The sequence below is a fragment of the Arthrobacter sp. CP30 genome (assembly GCF_053470025.1).
In genome coordinates, this window is sequence record NZ_JBQEMM010000003.1 from 49,393 (window position 1) to 66,655 (window position 17,263).

At 68.8% G+C, this 17,263-nt stretch carries 12 protein-coding genes; 4 read left to right on the forward strand and 8 right to left on the reverse strand.

What is annotated here, in order from left to right; translation table 11 throughout:
- Positions 1-103 precede the first annotated feature (103 nt).
- The 5 genes from uvrC to ACTIMO_RS05525 all read right to left on the reverse strand — a co-directional run bounded on the left by uvrC (position 104) and on the right by ACTIMO_RS05525 (position 7,030).
- Entirely contained in the window at positions 104-2,152 is a 2,049-nt protein-coding gene (gene uvrC, locus ACTIMO_RS05505; protein WP_448181733.1) for an excinuclease ABC subunit UvrC, read from the reverse strand.
- Positions 2,153-2,256: 104 nt separating this feature from the next.
- Positions 2,257-2,925: a lysophospholipid acyltransferase family protein gene (locus ACTIMO_RS05510; RefSeq protein WP_448181734.1), complete on the reverse strand. Its 669-nt coding sequence runs from the start codon at positions 2,923-2,925 to the stop codon at positions 2,257-2,259.
- Entirely contained in the window at positions 2,912-3,577 is a 666-nt protein-coding gene (locus tag ACTIMO_RS05515; protein ID WP_448181735.1) for an HAD hydrolase-like protein, read from the reverse strand. Before ACTIMO_RS05515 ends, ACTIMO_RS05510 begins: the two co-directional genes overlap by 14 nt.
- A 77-nt stretch (positions 3,578-3,654) precedes the next feature.
- Positions 3,655-6,567: an excinuclease ABC subunit UvrA gene (gene uvrA, locus ACTIMO_RS05520; RefSeq protein ID WP_448181736.1), complete on the reverse strand. Its 2,913-nt coding sequence runs from the start codon at positions 6,565-6,567 to the stop codon at positions 3,655-3,657.
- 85 nt (positions 6,568-6,652) lie between these two features.
- Entirely contained in the window at positions 6,653-7,030 is a 378-nt protein-coding gene (locus ACTIMO_RS05525) for a GntR family transcriptional regulator (RefSeq protein ID WP_055771645.1), read from the reverse strand.
- 145 nt (positions 7,031-7,175) lie between these two features.
- Between ACTIMO_RS05525 and ACTIMO_RS05530 the strand changes: the two genes are divergently transcribed.
- The 4 genes from ACTIMO_RS05530 (at position 7,176) to ACTIMO_RS05545 (ending at position 12,336) form a co-directional block, all read left to right on the forward strand.
- Entirely contained in the window at positions 7,176-7,814 is a 639-nt protein-coding gene (locus ACTIMO_RS05530; RefSeq protein ID WP_055771648.1) for an MBL fold metallo-hydrolase, read from the forward strand.
- Positions 7,815-7,922: 108 nt separating this feature from the next.
- The gene (locus ACTIMO_RS05535) at positions 7,923-10,466 is read left to right on the forward strand and encodes a DEAD/DEAH box helicase (protein WP_448181737.1); all 2,544 of its coding nucleotides are present in this window, start codon (positions 7,923-7,925) and stop codon (positions 10,464-10,466) included.
- A gap of 56 nt (positions 10,467-10,522) precedes the next feature.
- Positions 10,523-10,996 (forward strand): GNAT family N-acetyltransferase, encoded by a 474-nt coding sequence (locus ACTIMO_RS05540; RefSeq protein ID WP_055771654.1) that lies wholly within the window; start codon positions 10,523-10,525, stop codon positions 10,994-10,996.
- A 35-nt stretch (positions 10,997-11,031) separates the two neighbouring features.
- Positions 11,032-12,336, forward strand: a complete 1,305-nt coding sequence (locus ACTIMO_RS05545; protein ID WP_448181738.1) for an alpha/beta fold hydrolase — start codon at positions 11,032-11,034, stop codon at positions 12,334-12,336.
- A gap of 308 nt (positions 12,337-12,644) precedes the next feature.
- On the opposite strand, the gene ACTIMO_RS05550 is transcribed toward ACTIMO_RS05545, so the two are convergent.
- From ACTIMO_RS05550 to coaE, 3 genes are all read right to left on the reverse strand, one after another.
- Positions 12,645-13,637 (reverse strand): TerC family protein, encoded by a 993-nt coding sequence (locus tag ACTIMO_RS05550; protein WP_448181739.1) that lies wholly within the window; start codon positions 13,635-13,637, stop codon positions 12,645-12,647.
- A 315-nt stretch (positions 13,638-13,952) separates the two neighbouring features.
- Positions 13,953-16,028 carry an excinuclease ABC subunit UvrB gene (uvrB, locus tag ACTIMO_RS05555; RefSeq protein WP_422391806.1) on the reverse strand — a complete coding sequence of 692 codons (2,076 nt, stop codon included), beginning with the start codon at positions 16,026-16,028 and terminating at the stop codon, positions 13,953-13,955.
- 132 nt (positions 16,029-16,160) lie between these two features.
- On the reverse strand, positions 16,161-17,162 hold the full coding sequence (gene coaE, locus ACTIMO_RS05560; RefSeq protein ID WP_448181740.1) for a dephospho-CoA kinase: 1,002 nt from the start codon (positions 17,160-17,162) through the stop codon (positions 16,161-16,163).
- Between the last annotated feature and the right edge of the window lie 101 nt (positions 17,163-17,263).

Here is a 17,263-nt window from a genome sequence, read left to right on the forward strand (position 1 = left end):
CCGGATCGACGGGGGCCCGGTCCCGCTGGAAGCCCCGATGTTTGCGGTCTGTGGTCAGCTCGTGATCGGTGCGGCCTTCGAACCCACCGCTCCTTCAGCCTAGCTAATCCTCGATGATCTCGCCCGTGGTCATGTTCACGGCCGGTGCGGGAACATTCCCGGGCTCGACGGCGAGCGAGCTGAGGACGGTCTCGGCGAGTGCGGGCCCGATGCCGGGTACCGCGAGGAGCTCGTCGACGGACGCCGCGCGGATCCTCTTGACCGACCCGAAGTGCTTGAGCAGGGACTTCCGCTTGGCGGGCCCGAGCCCGGGGACGTCATCGAGGGCGGAGGCCGTCATCGACTTCCCCCGTTTCTGGCGGTGGAAGGTGATCGCGAAGCGGTGTGCCTCGTCCCGGATGCGCTGCAGCATGAACAGGCCCTCCGACGCGCGGGGCAGGATCACGGGGAACTCGCTGTCCTGCACCCACACCTCCTCGAGGCGCTTGGCGAGCCCGACGACGTGGACGTCGTCGATCCCCAGGTCCTCCAGGGCACGCGCCGCTGCGGCCACCTGCGGCGGGCCACCGTCCACGACCACCAGACTCGGGGGGTAGGCGAACCGGTTCCGGGTGACCGCCGTCGTCGTGTCCCGCATCGGCTCGCCCGCCCCGTCGACCTCCGGATGGTCGAGGACCGAAGCGGCGTCGTCCACGGGGTCGGTCTCCGGATCCGGCAGGTCCGCGGCGGCGTCACGCTGCTCGCCCGCCTTGCCGGCCAGGTAGTTGCGGAAGCGGCGGTGAATGACGTCGTACATCGACGCGGTGTCGTCCCGTGCCGCGTCACCCGTGATGGAGAACTTCCGGTACTCGGACTTGCGGGGCAGCCCGTCCTCGACGACGACCATCGAGGCGACGACGTTGGTGCCCTGGACGTGGGAGATGTCGAAGCATTCGATGCGCATGAGCGGCTGGGGCAGGTCCAGGGCCTCCTGCAGTTCCTGCAGGGCGGCGGAGCGCGTGGTGATGTCACCCGCGCGGCGGCTCTTGTGCAGGCGCAGCGCATCCGCGGCATTCTGTTCGACCGTGCCCATGAGGGTCGCCTTGTCCCCGCGCTGCGGCACCCGCACGTCGACGCGTCCGCCGCGCAGTCCGCGCAGCCACTCGAGCATCTGCTCACCGTTGCTCGGGAGCACGGGTACGAGCACCTCCCGCGGGATCTCCTCGTTGCTGCTGCTGCCCTCGCCGTAGACCTGCTGGAGCAGGTGCTCCACGAGGTCGGCCGTGTCCATGTCCTCGACCTTCTCGACGACCCAGCCGCGCTGGCCGCGGATGCGGCCGCCGCGCACGTGGAAGACCTGCGCGGCGGCCTCGAGCTCGTCCTCCCTCAGGGCGAAGATGTCGGCATCGGTGTCCTCGGAGAGGACCACGGTGTTGCGCTCGAACACCCGCCGGAGCGCCGCGATGTCGTCCCGCAGGCGTGCCGCTGCTTCGAAGTCGAGCTCGGCGACGGCTTCGCCCATCTTCCGTTCCAGGCTCGAGATGAACTTCTTGGAGTCCCCCGCCATGAAGTCGCAGAAGTCGCGGGCCAGCGCGCGGTGGTCGTCGGGGCTGATGCGTCCGACGCACGGCGCCGAGCACTTGTCGATGTAGCCGAGGAGGCAGGGCCTGCCGCTCCGCTCCGCGCGCTTGAAGACGCCGCTGCTGCAGGTCCGCACCGGGAAGACCCGGATCATCGTGTCCACCGTCTCGCGGATGGCCTTGGCGGGGTAGAACGGCCCGAAGTAGCGCGTGTCCTTCCTCTTGTCACCGCGCATCACCTGCACGCGAGGGTACTTCTCCCCCATCGTGACGGCCAGGTAGGGATAGGACTTGTCGTCGCGGAACATGATGTTGAAGCGCGGATCGAACTCCTTGATCCAGGTGTACTCGAGCTGCAGGGCCTCGAGTTCACTGCCGACCACGGTCCACTCCACGCTGGCAGCGGTGAACACCATGGAGCGCGTCTTCGGCAGCAAGCCCTGGGGGTTCGCGAAATAGGAGTTCAGGCGGGAGCGGAGGTTCTTGGCCTTGCCGACGTAGATGACCCGGCCGTGCTCGTCACGGAAGCGGTAGACCCCGGGATCGAGCGGGATCTCGCCGGTCTTCGGACGGTAGGTCACTGGGTTTGCCACGCCATCAATCCTAGGGCTGCGCGGTGACACGCCCCGACCGTACGGGCCCCTGTCCGCTGACGGCTGCACCACCGTCCGGCCGGCGCCGGCAGGGGTGCGGGGGCCTACTCCGCGGGCGGGCTCTGGTTGTAGTGGCCCACGCGTTCCTGGCCGCTCAGAGCCGCGATGCTGTCCATGATCGTTTCCGTCGCGTTCCGACGGGCCGGCAGCGGGTGGCCCGGACCCGTCCGGGCGAAGACGAGGGGCTCACCGATCCGCAGGGTGAAGTGCTGGGGCCGGACGCCCCGGCGCCCCGCGGGCTGCAGGGCGTCGGTCCCGATGAGGCCGACGGGCACCACGGGTGCGCCGGTGGTGAGGGCCAGCCATCCGACGCCGGTCCGGCCCCGGTACAGCCGGCCGTCCCGCGAGCGGGTGCCCTCGGGGTAGATGCCGACTCCGTCGCCCTGCTCCAGCAGGTCCAGGAGCGTCCTCAGTGCGGCGACGCTCGCCGCCTGCTGGCCCCGCTCCACCGGGATGGACCCGACGCCCTCGAAGAACGACTTCATGAGCGAGCCCCTGATCCCCGTGCCGGTGAAGTACTCGGCCTTGGCGAAGAACGCGACGGGCCGCGGCATGAGCGCCTGGACGAGGACGCTGTCGAGGAAGGACAGGTGGTTGGGCGCCACGATGAACGGACCGGTCCTGGGTACGTGGTGCAGGCCCTCGACCGTGGGACGGCACAGACCGGCGATAAGTCCCCGCGTGGTGCTGCGTGTCAGGTCATAGACCCCCACGGAGCACCTCCAGTAACTGCTCGGCCGTGTGCACGACGGCGGCCGCCCCCGCCTCCTCGAGCTCGCCGGGGGCGGCGAAGCCCCACGTGACGCCGACACCGGGGAGGCCGTTGGCACGGGCGCCTTCGACGTCGTGCAGCCGGTCCCCGACCATCACGGCGCGCTGAGCCGCAGCGGGGTGGGCGTCGAGTGCGGCCCGGATGATGGTGGTCTTGCCCGTCGCTGCCCGGCGCTCGTCCCGCGGGGACCCGTGGACCGACGCGAAGAGGGACCGCAAGCCCTGCGCCTCGAGCAGTTCCTCGGCCAGCCATTCCGGTTTCTGCGTGGCCACGGCGACGACCGCCCCGGCCTCCGCGAGCGTCCCGACGCACCGCGCCACCCCCGGGTACGGACGGCTCTGCTGGATGCCGGTCGACCGGTAGCCGGCCCGGTAGGTCGCCATGACGGCACCGATCAGCGGAGCCGGGACCCCGGCGATGCCGCCGAGCGAGTGGAGGAGGGGCGGGCCGACCATGGACTGCAGGGCGTCCTGGTCGGGGACGGCGAGGCCGTGGGCACGCAGGGCCCCGCTGATCCCCCCGGTGATGGCGCCGGCCGGGTCGACGAGGGTGCCGTCGAGGTCGAAGAGGATCAGCGAATACGGAGGATGCACCGGGCAAGCTTGCCATAGTCCCCGGGCGGCATGCATCATGCATGCCGTCCCGGGAATACCAACTGGAGCCGGGTGGGTCAGACCGCGGCTTTGTCGAAGATCTCCTTGAGGAACGTCCCGGTGTAGCTGCGATCGCTCTTCGCGACCGCCTCGGGCGTTCCTGTCGCGATGATCTGACCTCCACCCGAACCGCCGTCGGGTCCGAGGTCGATCACCCAGTCGGCGCTCTTGATGACGTCGAGGTTGTGCTCGATCGTGATGACGGTGTTGCCCTTGTCCACGAGTCCCTGCAGGACGATCAGCAGCTTGCGGATGTCCTCGAAGTGCAGGCCCGTGGTCGGTTCGTCCAGCACGTAGATGCTGCGGCCGTTCGACCGCTTCTGGAGCTCACTGGCGAGCTTGACGCGCTGCGCCTCGCCGCCGGAGAGCGTCGTCGCCGGCTGGCCGAGCCGCACGTAGCCGAGCCCCACTTCCACCAGGGTGTTCAAGTGCCGCGCGATCGGGCTGAACGCCGCGAAGAACTCGGCACCCTCCTCGATCGGCATGTCCAGCACGTCCGCGATGGTCTTGCCCTTGTAGTGCACCTCGAGCGTCTCGCGGTTGTACCGCGCGCCGTGGCACACCTCGCACGGGACGTAGACATCGGGCAGGAAGTTCATCTCGATCTTCAGCGTGCCGTCACCGGAACACGCCTCGCAGCGGCCGCCCTTGACGTTGAAGGAGAACCGCCCCGGCAGGTAGCCGCGGACCTTCGCCTCGGTGGTCTCGGCGAAGAGCTTGCGGATGTTGTCGAAGACGCCGGTGTAGGTCGCCGGATTCGACCGGGGTGTCCGGCCGATGGGGCTCTGGTCGACGTGGATGACCTTGTCGAGATGCTCCAGCCCGTCGATCCGCTTGTGCCTCCCGGCGACCTGCTTGGCACCGTTGAGCTTGTTCGCCAGAACCTTGTAGAGGATGTCGTTGACCAGGGTGGACTTGCCGGACCCGCTGACGCCGGTCACGGCGGTCAGCACGCCCAGGGGGATCGTGGCGTCGAGGTTAGTCAGGTTGTGCTCACGCGCACCGACGATCTTGAGTTGGCGCGACCGGTCGATCTTCCGCCGCTTCTTCGGGATCTCGATCTTCCGTCGCCCCGAGAGGTAGTCGCCCGTCAGCGAGTTCTCGTTGGTCAGCAGGTCCTCGAGGAGACCGGAGTGGACCACCTCGCCGCCGTGCTCGCCGGCGCCGGGTCCGATGTCCACGATCCAGTCCGCCTCGGCGATCGTGTCCTCGTCGTGCTCGACGACGATCAGCGTGTTGCCGAGGTTGCGGAGCCTCGTGAGCGTCTCGATGAGGCGCCGGTTGTCGCGCTGGTGCAGGCCGATCGACGGCTCGTCGAGGACGTAGAGCACCCCGACGAGGCCGGAGCCGATCTGCGTGGCCAGGCGGATGCGCTGGGCCTCGCCACCGGACAGCGTGCCGGAGGCCCGCTCGAGGTTCAGGTACTCCAGTCCGACGTCGAGGAGGAACGTCAGGCGGGCCTGGATCTCCTTGAGCACCTGGTTGGCGATCTGCGCCTCGCGTCCGGTGAGGACGAGGTTGTCGAGGAAATCCGCGCAGTCCCGCATCGGCATGGCCGAGACCTCGGCGATGGACCGCCCGTTGATGAGCACCGAGAGCGACGCTGGGTTCAGCCGCGCCCCGCCGCACGTGGGGCAGGGGATCTCCCGCATGTACTCCTCGTAGCGGTCCCTGGCGTGGTCCGACTCGGTCTCGAGGTGCTTGCGGTGGATGTACTGGATGGCACCCTCGAAGCCCGTGCTGTACTTCCGCTCGCGCCCGAAACGGTTCTTGTACTGCACCACCACCTTGTGGTCCTTGCCGTACAGCGCCGCCTCGCGGGCGCGGTCCGGCAGCTTGCGCCACGGCGTCGTGATGTCGAACTTCAGCTCCGAGGCGAGGCCCTCGAGGAGCCGCGTCCAGTACTCGAGGGTCGCGGTCCCGAGCGACCACGGTGCGATGGCACCCTCGGCGAGGCTGAGATCCGGGTTGGGGACCACGAGCTCCTCGTCGACCTCGAGCTTGGTGCCGATGCCGGTGCAGGCGGGGCAGGCACCGAAGGGGTTGTTGAACGAGAAGGAGCGCGGCTCGATCTCGTCGATGGCGAGCGGGTGCTCGTTCGGGCACGCCAGATGCTCCGAGAAGGCGTGGAGGCGCTTCTCGTCGTCCTCGGGGAGGTCGACGAATTCCGCGAGGACACGACCGTCCGCGAGCTTCAGTGCCGTTTCGACCGAGTCGGTGAGGCGCTGCTGGATTCCGCCCTTGACCACCAGGCGGTCGACGATGACCTCGATGGTGTGCTTGTACTGCTTGCCGAGCTTCGGCGGATCACTGAGCTGGATCAGCGTGCCGTCGACGCGGGCACGCGAGTACCCCTTCGCCGTCAGCTCCTGGAAGAGGTCGACGAACTCGCCCTTGCGTGCGCGCACGACTGGCGCGAGGACCTGGAAGCGGGTCCCCTCGTCGAGTTCGAGCAGCTGGTCGACGATCTGCTGGGGGGTCTGCTTGGCGACGGGCTCGCCGCACACCGGGCAGTGCGGCCTGCCGACGCGCGCCCAGAGCAGACGCATGTAATCGTAGATCTCGGTGATGGTGCCCACCGTGGAGCGCGGGTTCTTGCTCGTCGACTTCTGGTCGATCGACACCGCGGGCGAGAGGCCCTCGATGAAGTCGACGTCGGGCTTGTCCACCTGGCCGAGGAACTGGCGCGCGTAGGCCGACAGCGACTCGACGTACCGCCGCTGACCCTCCGCGAAGATGGTGTCGAAGGCGAGCGAGGACTTCCCGGAACCGGACAGACCGGTGAACACGATCATCGCGTCACGCGGGAGGTCGAGGTCCACGTTGCGCAGGTTGTGTTCGCGGGCGCCCTTGACGATCAGACGCGAGAGGTCCTGGGGAGCGGGGTCCGGGTGATGGGCATGCTGCTCGAGAGAATGTGCTGTAGCCACCCGTCCACTGTAGGGGAAAAGGGGTTCGAAGACATATTCGAATAGGACATCTTCCGCCCTGATACTGCGCGGGGAACGGACCCGTTCACGCTCGGCGCAATGCGGCCCTGATGATCGCCACCGCGTCGGCCTCGGAGAGGCCCACCGAGCGGACCGTCTCCGCGAATTCCTCGGCGGCAGCACCCACCTTCTGCCGTGCGTCGTCGCTCCCCGCCGCGATGACGGTGCCTGCCCTGCCGCGCGTCTCCACGACCCCCGCCTGTTCGAGTTCGCGGTAGGCCCGGGCCACCGTGTTGGCCGCGATGCCCAGGTGGGTGGCGAGCACGCGGACGGGTGGCAGGCGGGTTCCGACGGCGGCCCTGCCGGAGTTGGCCGCGGCCATGACGGCGTGCCTGACCTGCTCGAAAGGCGGGACCGCACTCGTCGGATCCAGCCTCAGCCAACGGGGGATGTCCTGCTCCATGCGTGTCCTTCCGTGGAGGCCGGCAACGGGTGGGCCTGGTACCTGCACCCTATCCCCGGCCGCGGAGTTGCCTCGGCCCTCCGTACCCCGGACCTCCGATCGCCGTGCTTCCTGCGGGCCCCGCTCCCCTGCCTACACTGAACCCATGCACCAGCTCAGCGAAGTGACCATCCGTTCGATCGCCGTCTCCGAGATGGACAACAACGTGTACCTGCTCACCTCCCGGTCCTCGGGCGCGCAGGTCCTGATCGACGCGGCGGACGACGCGCCGGCGATCCTCGCCCTGCTGGCGGATGCACAGGAGGACACGGATGCCGAGGCCCGCGTGGCCCTCATCATCACCACCCACGCGCACTGGGACCACGTCCGGGCGCTGGCCGAGGTGAAGGAGGCCACCCACGCCAGGACGGCGGCGGGCGCGGAGGACGTCGCGGACATCGCCGTCCCCACCGACGTCGCCCTGCAGCACCACGACGTCGGGTCCTTCGAGGGCTTCGAGCTGGAGGCCATCCACCTGCGCGGGCACACACCGGGGTCCGTCGCCCTGCTGTACCGCGACCCGCACGGTCCCGCCCACCTGTTCACGGGCGACTCGCTGTTCCCGGGAGGCGTGGGCAACACCCAGGGCGATCCCGCCCGCTTCGCGTCCCTGATCGAGGACGTCGGGACACGGATCTTCGACTACCTGCCCGACGACACCCTCGTCCACCCCGGCCACGGCGCGGGCACCACGCTCGGGGCGGAGCGCGGCTCGCTCACGGAGTGGAAGCAGCGCGGCTGGTAACCGGCGGGGACCCCCGAGGGACCGCGCCGTTCCGGCCGGCGGAGGGCCGGGAGTCCGGTGAGCCCACCGACCCCCGGCGTGAGTGGCCACCGGTAGGCTGGACCCACCATGAGGATCCACGAGCACCTGTCCCGGCACGACGACGGCCGCCTCACCGCTGATGCGGTCTACGAGGCCTTCACGGGGTGGGCGGTCGAGCGGGGACTGACGCTCTATCCGGCACAGGACGAGGCGGCCATGGAGCTCGTCTCGGGGAGCAACGTCATCCTCGCCACGCCCACCGGATCCGGGAAGTCCCTCGTCGCCGTCGCCGCGCACCTGAAGTCCTTCGCAGAGGGGCGCACGAGCTACTACACCGCGCCCATCAAGGCGCTCGTGTCCGAGAAGTTCTTCGCGCTCTGCGAGATCTTCGGTCCTGAGAACGTCGGCATGATCACGGGCGACTCCGGGGTCAACCAGGACGCACCGATCATCTGCTGCACGGCCGAGATCCTCGCGAACCTCGCGCTGCGGGAAGGCGCGCTGGCCGACGTCGACACCGTGGTCATGGACGAATTCCACTTCTACTCCGACCCGCAGCGCGGCTGGGCCTGGCAGGTCCCCCTCCTCGAGCTCCCCCAGGCGCAGTTCCTCCTGATGTCGGCGACCCTCGGCGACGTCAGCAGGTTCGAGAAGGACCTCACCGATCTGACGGGTCGCCCCACCGCGACGGTGACCTCCGTCGAACGGCCCATCCCGCTGCACTTCTACTACGTCGAGACGCCGGTGCAGGAATCGCTCGAGGAACTGCTCACCACGCGGCAGGCCCCCGTGTACGTGGTGCACTTCAGCCAGGCGGAAGCCATCGAGCGAGCCCAGAACCTGATGAGCATCAACATCTGCTCGCGCGAGGAGAAGGACCGGATCGCCGAACTGATCGCCACGTTCCGTTTCTCGGCGGGCTTCGGCAAGACGCTGAACCGCCTGGTCCGGCACGGCATCGGCGTGCACCACGCCGGCATGCTGCCGAAGTACCGCCGCCTCGTCGAGCAGCTCGCCCAGGCCGGCCTGCTCAAGGTGATCTGCGGGACGGACACGCTCGGCGTCGGGATCAACGTGCCCATCCGCACTGTCCTGCTGACCGCGCTCAGCAAGTACGACGGCGTCCGGACGCGCCTGCTGAACTCCCGGGAGTTCCACCAGATCTCGGGCCGCGCGGGCCGCGCGGGCTACGACACGGCAGGCACCGTCGTCGTCCAGGCCCCCGAGCACGTCGTCGAGAACGTGAAGGCCATGGCGAAGGCCGTGGGCAAATTCGGCGACGATCAGAAGAAGCTGCGCCAGGTGGTCCGGAAGAAGCCGCCGCAGGGCTTTGTGTCTTGGGGCAGACCGACCTACGAGCGGCTCGTCGAGAGCGTGCCGGATCCGCTGACGTCGTCGTTCTCCGTCAGCCACTCCATGCTGCTGAATTTGCTCGAGCGCCCCGGCGACCCGTTCGCCGCGGCGAAGCGGCTCCTCACCGAGAACCACGAGACGCGGGCGTCCCAGCTGCGGCTCATGCGCCGGGCCATCGGCATCTACCGCGAACTCGTGACCGCCGGCATCGTGGAGAGGCTCACCGAACCGGAGCCCGACGGCCGGATGATCCGCCTCAAGGTGCACCTGCAGGCGAACTTCGCCCTCAACCAGCCCCTCTCGCCCTTCGCCCTTGCAAGCCTGGAGCTCCTCGACCCCGACGCGCCGGGGTACGCGCTCGATGTCGTCTCGGTCATCGAGGCCACGCTCGAGAAGCCGCGCCAGGTGCTGAACGCGCAGGAGAAGAAGGCACGCGGCGAGGCCGTCGCGGCCATGAAGGCCGAGGGTATCGACTACGACGCACGGATGGCGCGCCTCGAGGAGGTGACCTACCCGAAGCCGCTGGAGGAACTGCTGCAGCAGGCGTTCGACGTCTACCGCTCATCGGCGCCCTGGCTGGGCGACTTCGAGCTCGCTCCGAAGTCCGTGGTCCGCGACATGTACGAGCGGGCCATGAGCTTCGGGGAGTACGTCGCCTTCTACTCCCTCACGCGCTCCGAGGGGATCCTGCTGCGCTACCTCGCCGACTGCTACAAGGCCCTGCGGCACACCGTTCCGGTCGAGGCGCTGAGGGAGGACCTCAGCGACACCATGGAGTGGCTCGGCGAGCTCGTCCGCCAGGTGGACAGCAGCCTGCTCGACGAGTGGACCCAGCTCTCCGCCGGTATCGACGCGGGTGCGGCCGCGGCTGCCGCCGTCGACCTGCCGGAGGAACCGCCGTCGGTCACGTCGAACGAGCGCGCGTTCCGGGTGATGGTGCGCAACGAGATGTTCCAGCGGGTCAAGCTGTTCGCGGACGAGCAGGACGAGGCGCTCGGTGCCCTCGACGCGGAGTCCGGCTGGACCGCGGATCGGTGGGCCGAGGCGCTCGACGGGTATTTCGGCGACTACGAGGACATCGACGACGGGCCGGCGGCCCGCGGTCCGGCCCTCCTGCTCATCACGAAGGCGCCCGGCACGTGGCGTGTCCGGCAGATCCTCAAGGACCCCGAGGGCAATGGGGACTGGGGCATCAACGCCGAGGTGGACCTTGCGGCGTCCGACGATGCGGGGAGCCCGGTCGTGCGGATCGTCGGTGTGGGCGCACCCGCAGCCTGAACCGCTCCTGCCGTCCGGGTGCCGGACGGGTGCCCCGGCGTCGTTAAACTTGCCTCATGACGATCCGCGAAGCACGCCCGGCCGATGTCCCGGTGATCCTGCAGCTCATCCACGATCTCGCCCTGTACGAGAAGGAGCCCGACGCCGTGAGGAACACGGCGGAGGGGTTGGAGGCTGCTCTGTTCGGTGACCGCCCCACCATCTACGCACACGTGGCGGAGGCGCAGGGCGAGGTGCAGGGTTTCGCCCTGTGGTTCCTCAATTACTCGACGTGGGAGGGCGTCAACGGCATCTACCTCGAGGACCTGTACGTGCGTCCCGACGCACGCGGCGCCGGGTACGGTAAGGCGCTGCTGTCGAATCTCGCCCGCATCGCCGCCGACCGTGGGTACGCCCGTGTCGAGTGGTCGGTCCTCGACTGGAACGAACCGTCCATCCGCTTCTACGAGAGCCTCGGAGCCCGACCGCAGTCGGGCTGGAGCACGTTCCGCCTCACGGGCGACGCCCTGGCCGAGGTCGCCGCACTGTGACACCGATCGCCGGGTCCGGCGTCCCAAACGCCCCGATGGACGCAGCGGACCACACCACCGGACCGACGCTGGTGATGAGGGGCCTCCGCGCAACCGGTCACGTCTTCACCGTGCCGCTGGACCACGCAGACCCGGCCTCCCCGACCATCGAGGTCTTCGCCCGGGAATACACGTCGCTGGACCACGACGACCCGGACGCCGCCCGGCTCCCCTGGCTGCTCTTCCTGCAGGGTGGACCGGGCGGACGCGGTGTGCGGACCACGCAGCTCTCGGGCTGGATGAAGGCCGCGGCGAAGGACTTCCGCATCCTCATGCTCGACCAGCGGGGCACCGGCCTGTCGACCCCCGCCGACGCCGCGACGCTCGGCGGCTTCCGGACTCCGGCGGAGCAGGCAGACTACCTCACCCATTTCCGGGCGGATTCGATCGTGGCGGACGCGGAACTGATCCGCCGCGCGCTCGGCAGCGGCCCGTGGACGGTCTTCGGCCAGAGCTACGGGGGCTTCTGCACCCTCACCTATCTCTCCCTCGCGCCCGAGGGGATGGAGCGGGCGATCATCACGGGCGGCCTCGCTCCCCTGTCCGGGCCCGCCGACGACGTCTACCGCGCCACGTTCGCGCGGGTGGAGGAGCGCAACCGCGAGTACTTCGCCTGGTATCCCGAGGACCGGGACCTGGTGACGCGCATCGCCCGCCACCTGGACGGCGTCGAGGAGGTCCTCCCCAGCGGGGAACGCCTCACCGTGCGGCGCTTCCAGATGATCGGGGCCTTCCTCGGCGGCAACACCCGGGTGCACGCACTGCACTACCTGCTCGAGGACGCGTTCGTCGAGATCGACGGACGGCCCCGGCTCTCCGCCGTGTTCCTCGAGCAGGTCCACGCCGTGGTGAGCCGGGCATCGCAGCCGCTCTACGCCGTGCTGCACGAGTCCATCTACTGCCAGGGCGCCTCGTCCGCCTGGGCCGCCGAGCGGGTCCTCGGAGCACATCCGCAGTTCCTCCCCGACGCCGCGGAGGTCCTCCTCACCGGCGAGATGGTCTACCCCTGGTACTTCGAGGAGGACCCTGCCCTCCGCGCTCTCCGCCCCGTCGCGGAACTCCTCGCCGTCAAGGAGGACTGGGGGCGACTGTACGACGCCGACGTCCTCGCCACGAACACCGTGCCTGCCGCTGCCGCCGTGTACCGGCACGACATCTACGTGGACCGGGACCTGTCCCTGCGGACCGCTGCGGCCGTCCGCAGCCTCGAGGTCTGGGAGACGGACGAGTTCCACCACGACGGCATCGCCGACGACGGCGAGGCGATCTTCACCCGCCTGCTGGGCATGACCCGGAGGTAGCCCCCGCCCGTGCCCGTGTCCCGGGGCGTCGATGCCGTCCGGCGTCGCGTGGCGCCTCCGGTGGCGGTCCGGGTCCTGCCTGTGCCGCGCAGCGGGACGCAGAAGGACCCCCGTGCGTGGCGGCACGGGGGTCCTTCGTCAGGTCGGGTGTGGAGTGGCCGGCACGTCCGGGCCGCCGCACGAGGACAGGACGCGGACAGGACCGGAACGATTCCGCCTGCTAGCGGCGGGTGTCCTTCGCTCCGGCGTCGCCCGCCGCATGGTCCAGATCCTCGTCGACGACGGGGGCCTCGGCGACCTCACCCTTCTCATCTGCGCGCCGCCGAATTCTCCGTCACACGGGAGCGGATGAGACTGGCGACGACGGCGATGACGATGGTCGCGATGATGACGGCCAGCGACACGAAGGTGGGGATCTCGGGCGCCCACTCGATGTGCTCGCCGCCGTTGATGAAAGGCAGCTCGTTCACGTGCATCGCGTGCAGGACGAGCTTCACACCGATGAACGCGAGGATCACGGACAGCGCGTGCTTGAGGTAGATGAGACGTGTCATCAGGCCGCCCAGCAGGAAGTAGAGCTGACGGAGCCCCATCAGGGCGAAGATGTTGGCCGTGAACACGATGAACGCGCTCTGCGTGAGACCGAAGATGGCGGGGATGGAATCGACCGCGAAGAGGAGGTCCGTGAGGCCGATCGTGACGAACACGATCAGCATCGGCGTGAAGACCTTCTTGCCGTCGACGACGGTGCGGATCTTGTTACCGTCGTAGGACTCGGACATCGGCAGGACCGACTTCAGCTTGGAGATGAGCTTGTTGTCCCCTGCGTGCTCCTCGTCCTCGCCCGAGTCGGTCGCCTGCTTGTAGGCGGTGTAGAGGAGGAAGGCGCCGAAGATGTAGAAGATCCAGCTGAAGTTCTCGATCACGGCCGCACCCAGAGCGATGAAGATGCCGCGCAGGATCAGCGCGATGATGATGCCCACCATCAGCACTTCCTGCTGGTACTTCCTGGGGACCGAGAACCTGGCCATGATGATGATGAACACGAACAGGTTGTCGATGCTGAGGCTGTACTCCGTGACCCAGCCGGCGACGAACTGCCCCCCGTACTCCGGACCTGTGAAGACGAACATCAGTGCCGCGAACACGAGCGCGAGGCCCACGTAGAAGGCGACCCACAGGCCGGCTTCCTTCATCGAGGGCTCGTGCGGGCGCTTGACGACGAGCAGCAGGTCGAACAGCAGGATGATGCCGAGGACGACGAACGTGCCGACCTCGAACGCGAGGGGCAATGTGGGCATGGAGTACCTTCCGGGGGTGCAGTGACGTGCCGTAAGTCTCTCCGCCGCGGCATGCTGCCGACCGACCGCTACGCCCGGCGGAGCAACGATGCTCAGCGTGTTGACGTCCGTAGCGCGTGGGATACTCCCTTACGTCAGGCCAATCCTACCCGCGGCGCAGGGATACCGGGGCATGGGCACCTCGAGCCTTGACATCGACTCGGCGGGGGCACCTCATGGGCCACCGCGGACGATGCACGTCGGCGACCGGCTCGCCGACCGGTATCGGGACAGGACGGGACCCGGACCGCGCGACGACGTCCGCGATGCCGCCGGTCAGGCGTGACCGGCCGACTGCATCTGTCGCAGCTCCTTCTTGAGGTCGCCGATCTCGTCCCTCAGGCGACCGGCGAGCTCGAACTGCAACTCACCGGCAGCCGCATGCATCTGGTCGGTCAGCTGCTGGATGAGATCGGTCAGGTCCTCCGCCGGCACCGAGGCGAGCCCGTCGTGCCGCCCTGCGCCCTTCTTCGGCTTCCGGCTCTTCCCGGCCTCCTCGAGCAGCGCGCGCGTATCGGCGTCCTCCCGGTTGATGGTGTCGGTGATGTCGGCGATCCGCTTCCGGAGAGGCGTCGGGTCGATACCGTGCTCGAGGTTGTGCGCCACCTGGATGGCCCGGCGCCGATTGGTCTCGTCGATCGCCCGGTCCATCGAGTCCGTGATGCGGTCGGCGTACATGTGGACCTCGCCGGACACGTTGCGGGCTGCACGCCCGATGGTCTGGATGAGCGACGTGGTGCTCCTGAGGAAGCCCTCCTTGTCCGCATCCAGGATGCTGACCAGGGAGACCTCCGGCAGGTCGAGGCCCTCCCGGAGGAGGTTGATGCCGACGAGGACATCGAAGGTCCCCATGCGGAGTTCACGCAGGAGCTCGACGCGCCGCAGGGTGTCGACGTCCGAGTGCAGGTACTCCACCTTCACGCCGTGTTCCAGCAGGTAGCCCGTGAGGTCCTCCGCCATGCGCTTCGTGAGCGTGGTGACGAGGACGCGCTCGTTGATCTCCGTGCGCTTGCGGATCTCCCCGAGCAGGTCGTCGATCTGGCCCTTTGTCGGCTTGACGACCACCTCTGGATCGATCAGGCCGGTGGGCCGGATGATCTGCTGGACGAAACCGTCCGCCTTGCCGAGCTCGTACTTGCCCGGGGTCGCCGACAGGTAGACGGTCTGTCCGATCCGGTCGAGGAACTCGTCCCACTTGAGCGGCCGGTTGTCCATCGCCGAGGGGAGCCGGAACCCGTGGTCCACGAGGGTCCGCTTGCGGGAGGAGTCGCCCTCGTACATGGCGCCGATCTGCGGGATGGTGACGTGCGACTCGTCGACGACGAGCAGGAAGTCGTCGGGGAAGTAGTCGAGGAGGCAGTGCGGCGCGGAAGCCGGATCGCGCCCGTCGATGTGGCGCGAGTAGTTCTCGATGCCGTTGCAGAACCCCATCTGCTGCATCATCTCGAGGTCGTAGGTCACGCGCATGCGGAGCCGCTGGGCCTCGACGAGCTTGTTCTGCGACTCGAACTCGGCCAGCCGCACCTGCAGCTCGTCCTCGATGTCCTTGATGGCGCGCGTCATGCGGTCCTGGCCCGCGACGTAGTGCGAGGCGGGGAAGACGTACATCTCCTCCTCCTCACGGATCACGTTGCCCGTGAGGGGATCGAGCGTGTAGATGTTCTCCACCTCGTCGCCGAAGAACTCGATCCGCAGGGCGTGCTCCTCGTACATGGGGATGATCTCGACGGTGTCCCCGCGCACCCGGAAGGTCCCCCGGTGGAAGTCCATGTCGTTGCGGGTGTACTGCATGCCTACGAACTGACGCAGCAGCTCGTCACGGTTCATCTGGTCGCCACGACGGAGCGTGACCATCTTGTTGATGTACTCCTCGGGGGTACCGAGGCCGTAGATGCAGGACACGGTGGCGACGACGATCACGTCGCGCCTCGTGAGCAGGGCGTTGGTGGCCGAGTGCCGGAGGCGTTCCACCTCCTCGTTGATGGAGGAGTCCTTCTCGATGAACGTGTCCGTCTGCGGGACGTAGGCCTCGGGCTGGTAGTAGTCGTAGTACGAGACGAAGTACTCCACCGCATTGTTGGGCAGCAGCTCCCGGAACTCGTTGGCCAGCTGCGCGGCGAGGGTCTTGTTCTGCACCATGACCAGGGTGGGGCGCTGGACCTGCTCGATCAACCACGCCGTCGTGGCACTCTTGCCGGTTCCGGTGGCTCCGAGCAGCACCACGTCCTTCTCGCCGGCGTTGATGCGTTCCGCCAGTTCCTTGATCGCCGTGGGCTGGTCACCCGCCGGCTGGTACTCGCTGATGACCTCGAAGGGCGCGACCACACGCTTGATATCCTGCGCAAGACTCATGCGTCAACGGTATCGCCTGACGGTGACACTTCTCCCCCGTTTTCCTGCGGGCTGAACGCGGCTCGGCAGCCATCTGCGGCCTTCCCGTCCGAAGCCCGCCCGCGCGGTGCCGAACGCGACCGAAAGAGGGCCTCACGACTCCTCGGGGAGCAGTCCAGCGTCCACGGGCAGCACGGTCACGGTGACGTCGAGCGCCGGATCCGCCGACCGGTGGACGACCGTGTCCGTACCTGACCGGTGGACCCCTGCGTCGGAGCCCCAGGGCACCTCCGTCCGCGGGAAGCCCGCCGCCGCCAGGGCAGCGGACACGGCAGGCAGGTCCTCCCCGGATCCCGGCCGTACGAGCACCTCCGCGACGACGACGTCGGACCCGGGGCCGGGCTCGACGGCGACGCCGGCAGGGAGGGCGGCGGTGAGTTTCGCCGCCACCCGCCGGGCGAGGCCGTGCGTCCCCGCGAGGCCCGCGGGGTCGTCGGCACCGTGGGGCTCCGGCGCGGCGGGAGGGCGGGTGCCGGCCGGTCGGCCGTGCAGGACGTTCGCCGCGAACGGGACGATCCTGACGTCCCAGAGGGCCCGAGTGGCGGTGAGGATTTCCGCCAGCGAGCCGTCATTGACGAGGACGGCGTCCGCGGCGGCTCGTCGCTCGGCGCGTGGAGCCTGAGCCGCGATCCGCTGCTCGGCGTCCTCGCGGTCCATCCCACGCCGCTCGATCATCCGGGTGATCCGCACCTCGTCCGGGGCGTCGACGACCAGGACGAGGTGGAAGCGCGCGGCCTGGTGCGTCTCGACGAGGAGCGGGATGTCCTCCACGACCACCGCGTCGGCCGGCGAATCGTCGATCAGCCGGGCGGCCTCCGCGCGGACCCGGGGATGGATGATCCGGTTCAGCGTCTCGCGCGCGGCGCTGTCGCCGAAGACGAGCCGTCCCAGTGCCGGCCGGTCCAGGGCGCCGTCCGGCCCGAGCACGTCCGTGCCGAACGTCCGGACGACCTCGTCGAAGCCTGGCATGCCCGGCTCCACGACGGCCCGTGCCAGCAGGTCGGCATCGATCACCACCGCTCCCAGGCGTCCGAGTTCCGTGGCCACCGCGGACTTCCCCGCGGCGATGCCTCCTGTCAGACCGATGCGCAGCATGAGCACACCCTAGCCCGTCGCACGCCCCCTCCGTCGTCCGGTCGAGACCCTCTGTCAAGGGTCTCCTCGCAACTCACCCGACCCGGGGAAATGTCGTTACC

Excerpts from the sequence above, each read along its gene's own strand:
- coaE (WP_448181740.1), bottom strand. The coding sequence starts at position 17,162 with ATGCTGCGCATCGGTCTGACAGGAGGCATCGCCGCGGGGAAGTCCGCG.
- ACTIMO_RS05550 (WP_448181739.1), bottom strand. The coding sequence starts at position 13,637 with ATGCCCACATTGCCCCTCGCGTTCGAGGTCGGCACGTTCGTCGTCCTC.
- ACTIMO_RS05535 (WP_448181737.1), top strand. The coding sequence starts at position 7,923 with ATGAGGATCCACGAGCACCTGTCCCGGCACGACGACGGCCGCCTCACC.
- ACTIMO_RS05540 (WP_055771654.1), top strand. The coding sequence starts at position 10,523 with ATGACGATCCGCGAAGCACGCCCGGCCGATGTCCCGGTGATCCTGCAG.
- uvrB (WP_422391806.1), bottom strand. The coding sequence starts at position 16,028 with ATGAGTCTTGCGCAGGATATCAAGCGTGTGGTCGCGCCCTTCGAGGTC.
- ACTIMO_RS05525 (WP_055771645.1), bottom strand. The coding sequence starts at position 7,030 with ATGGAGCAGGACATCCCCCGTTGGCTGAGGCTGGATCCGACGAGTGCG.
- ACTIMO_RS05545 (WP_448181738.1), top strand. The coding sequence starts at position 11,032 with ATGGACGCAGCGGACCACACCACCGGACCGACGCTGGTGATGAGGGGC.
- ACTIMO_RS05530 (WP_055771648.1), top strand. The coding sequence starts at position 7,176 with ATGCACCAGCTCAGCGAAGTGACCATCCGTTCGATCGCCGTCTCCGAG.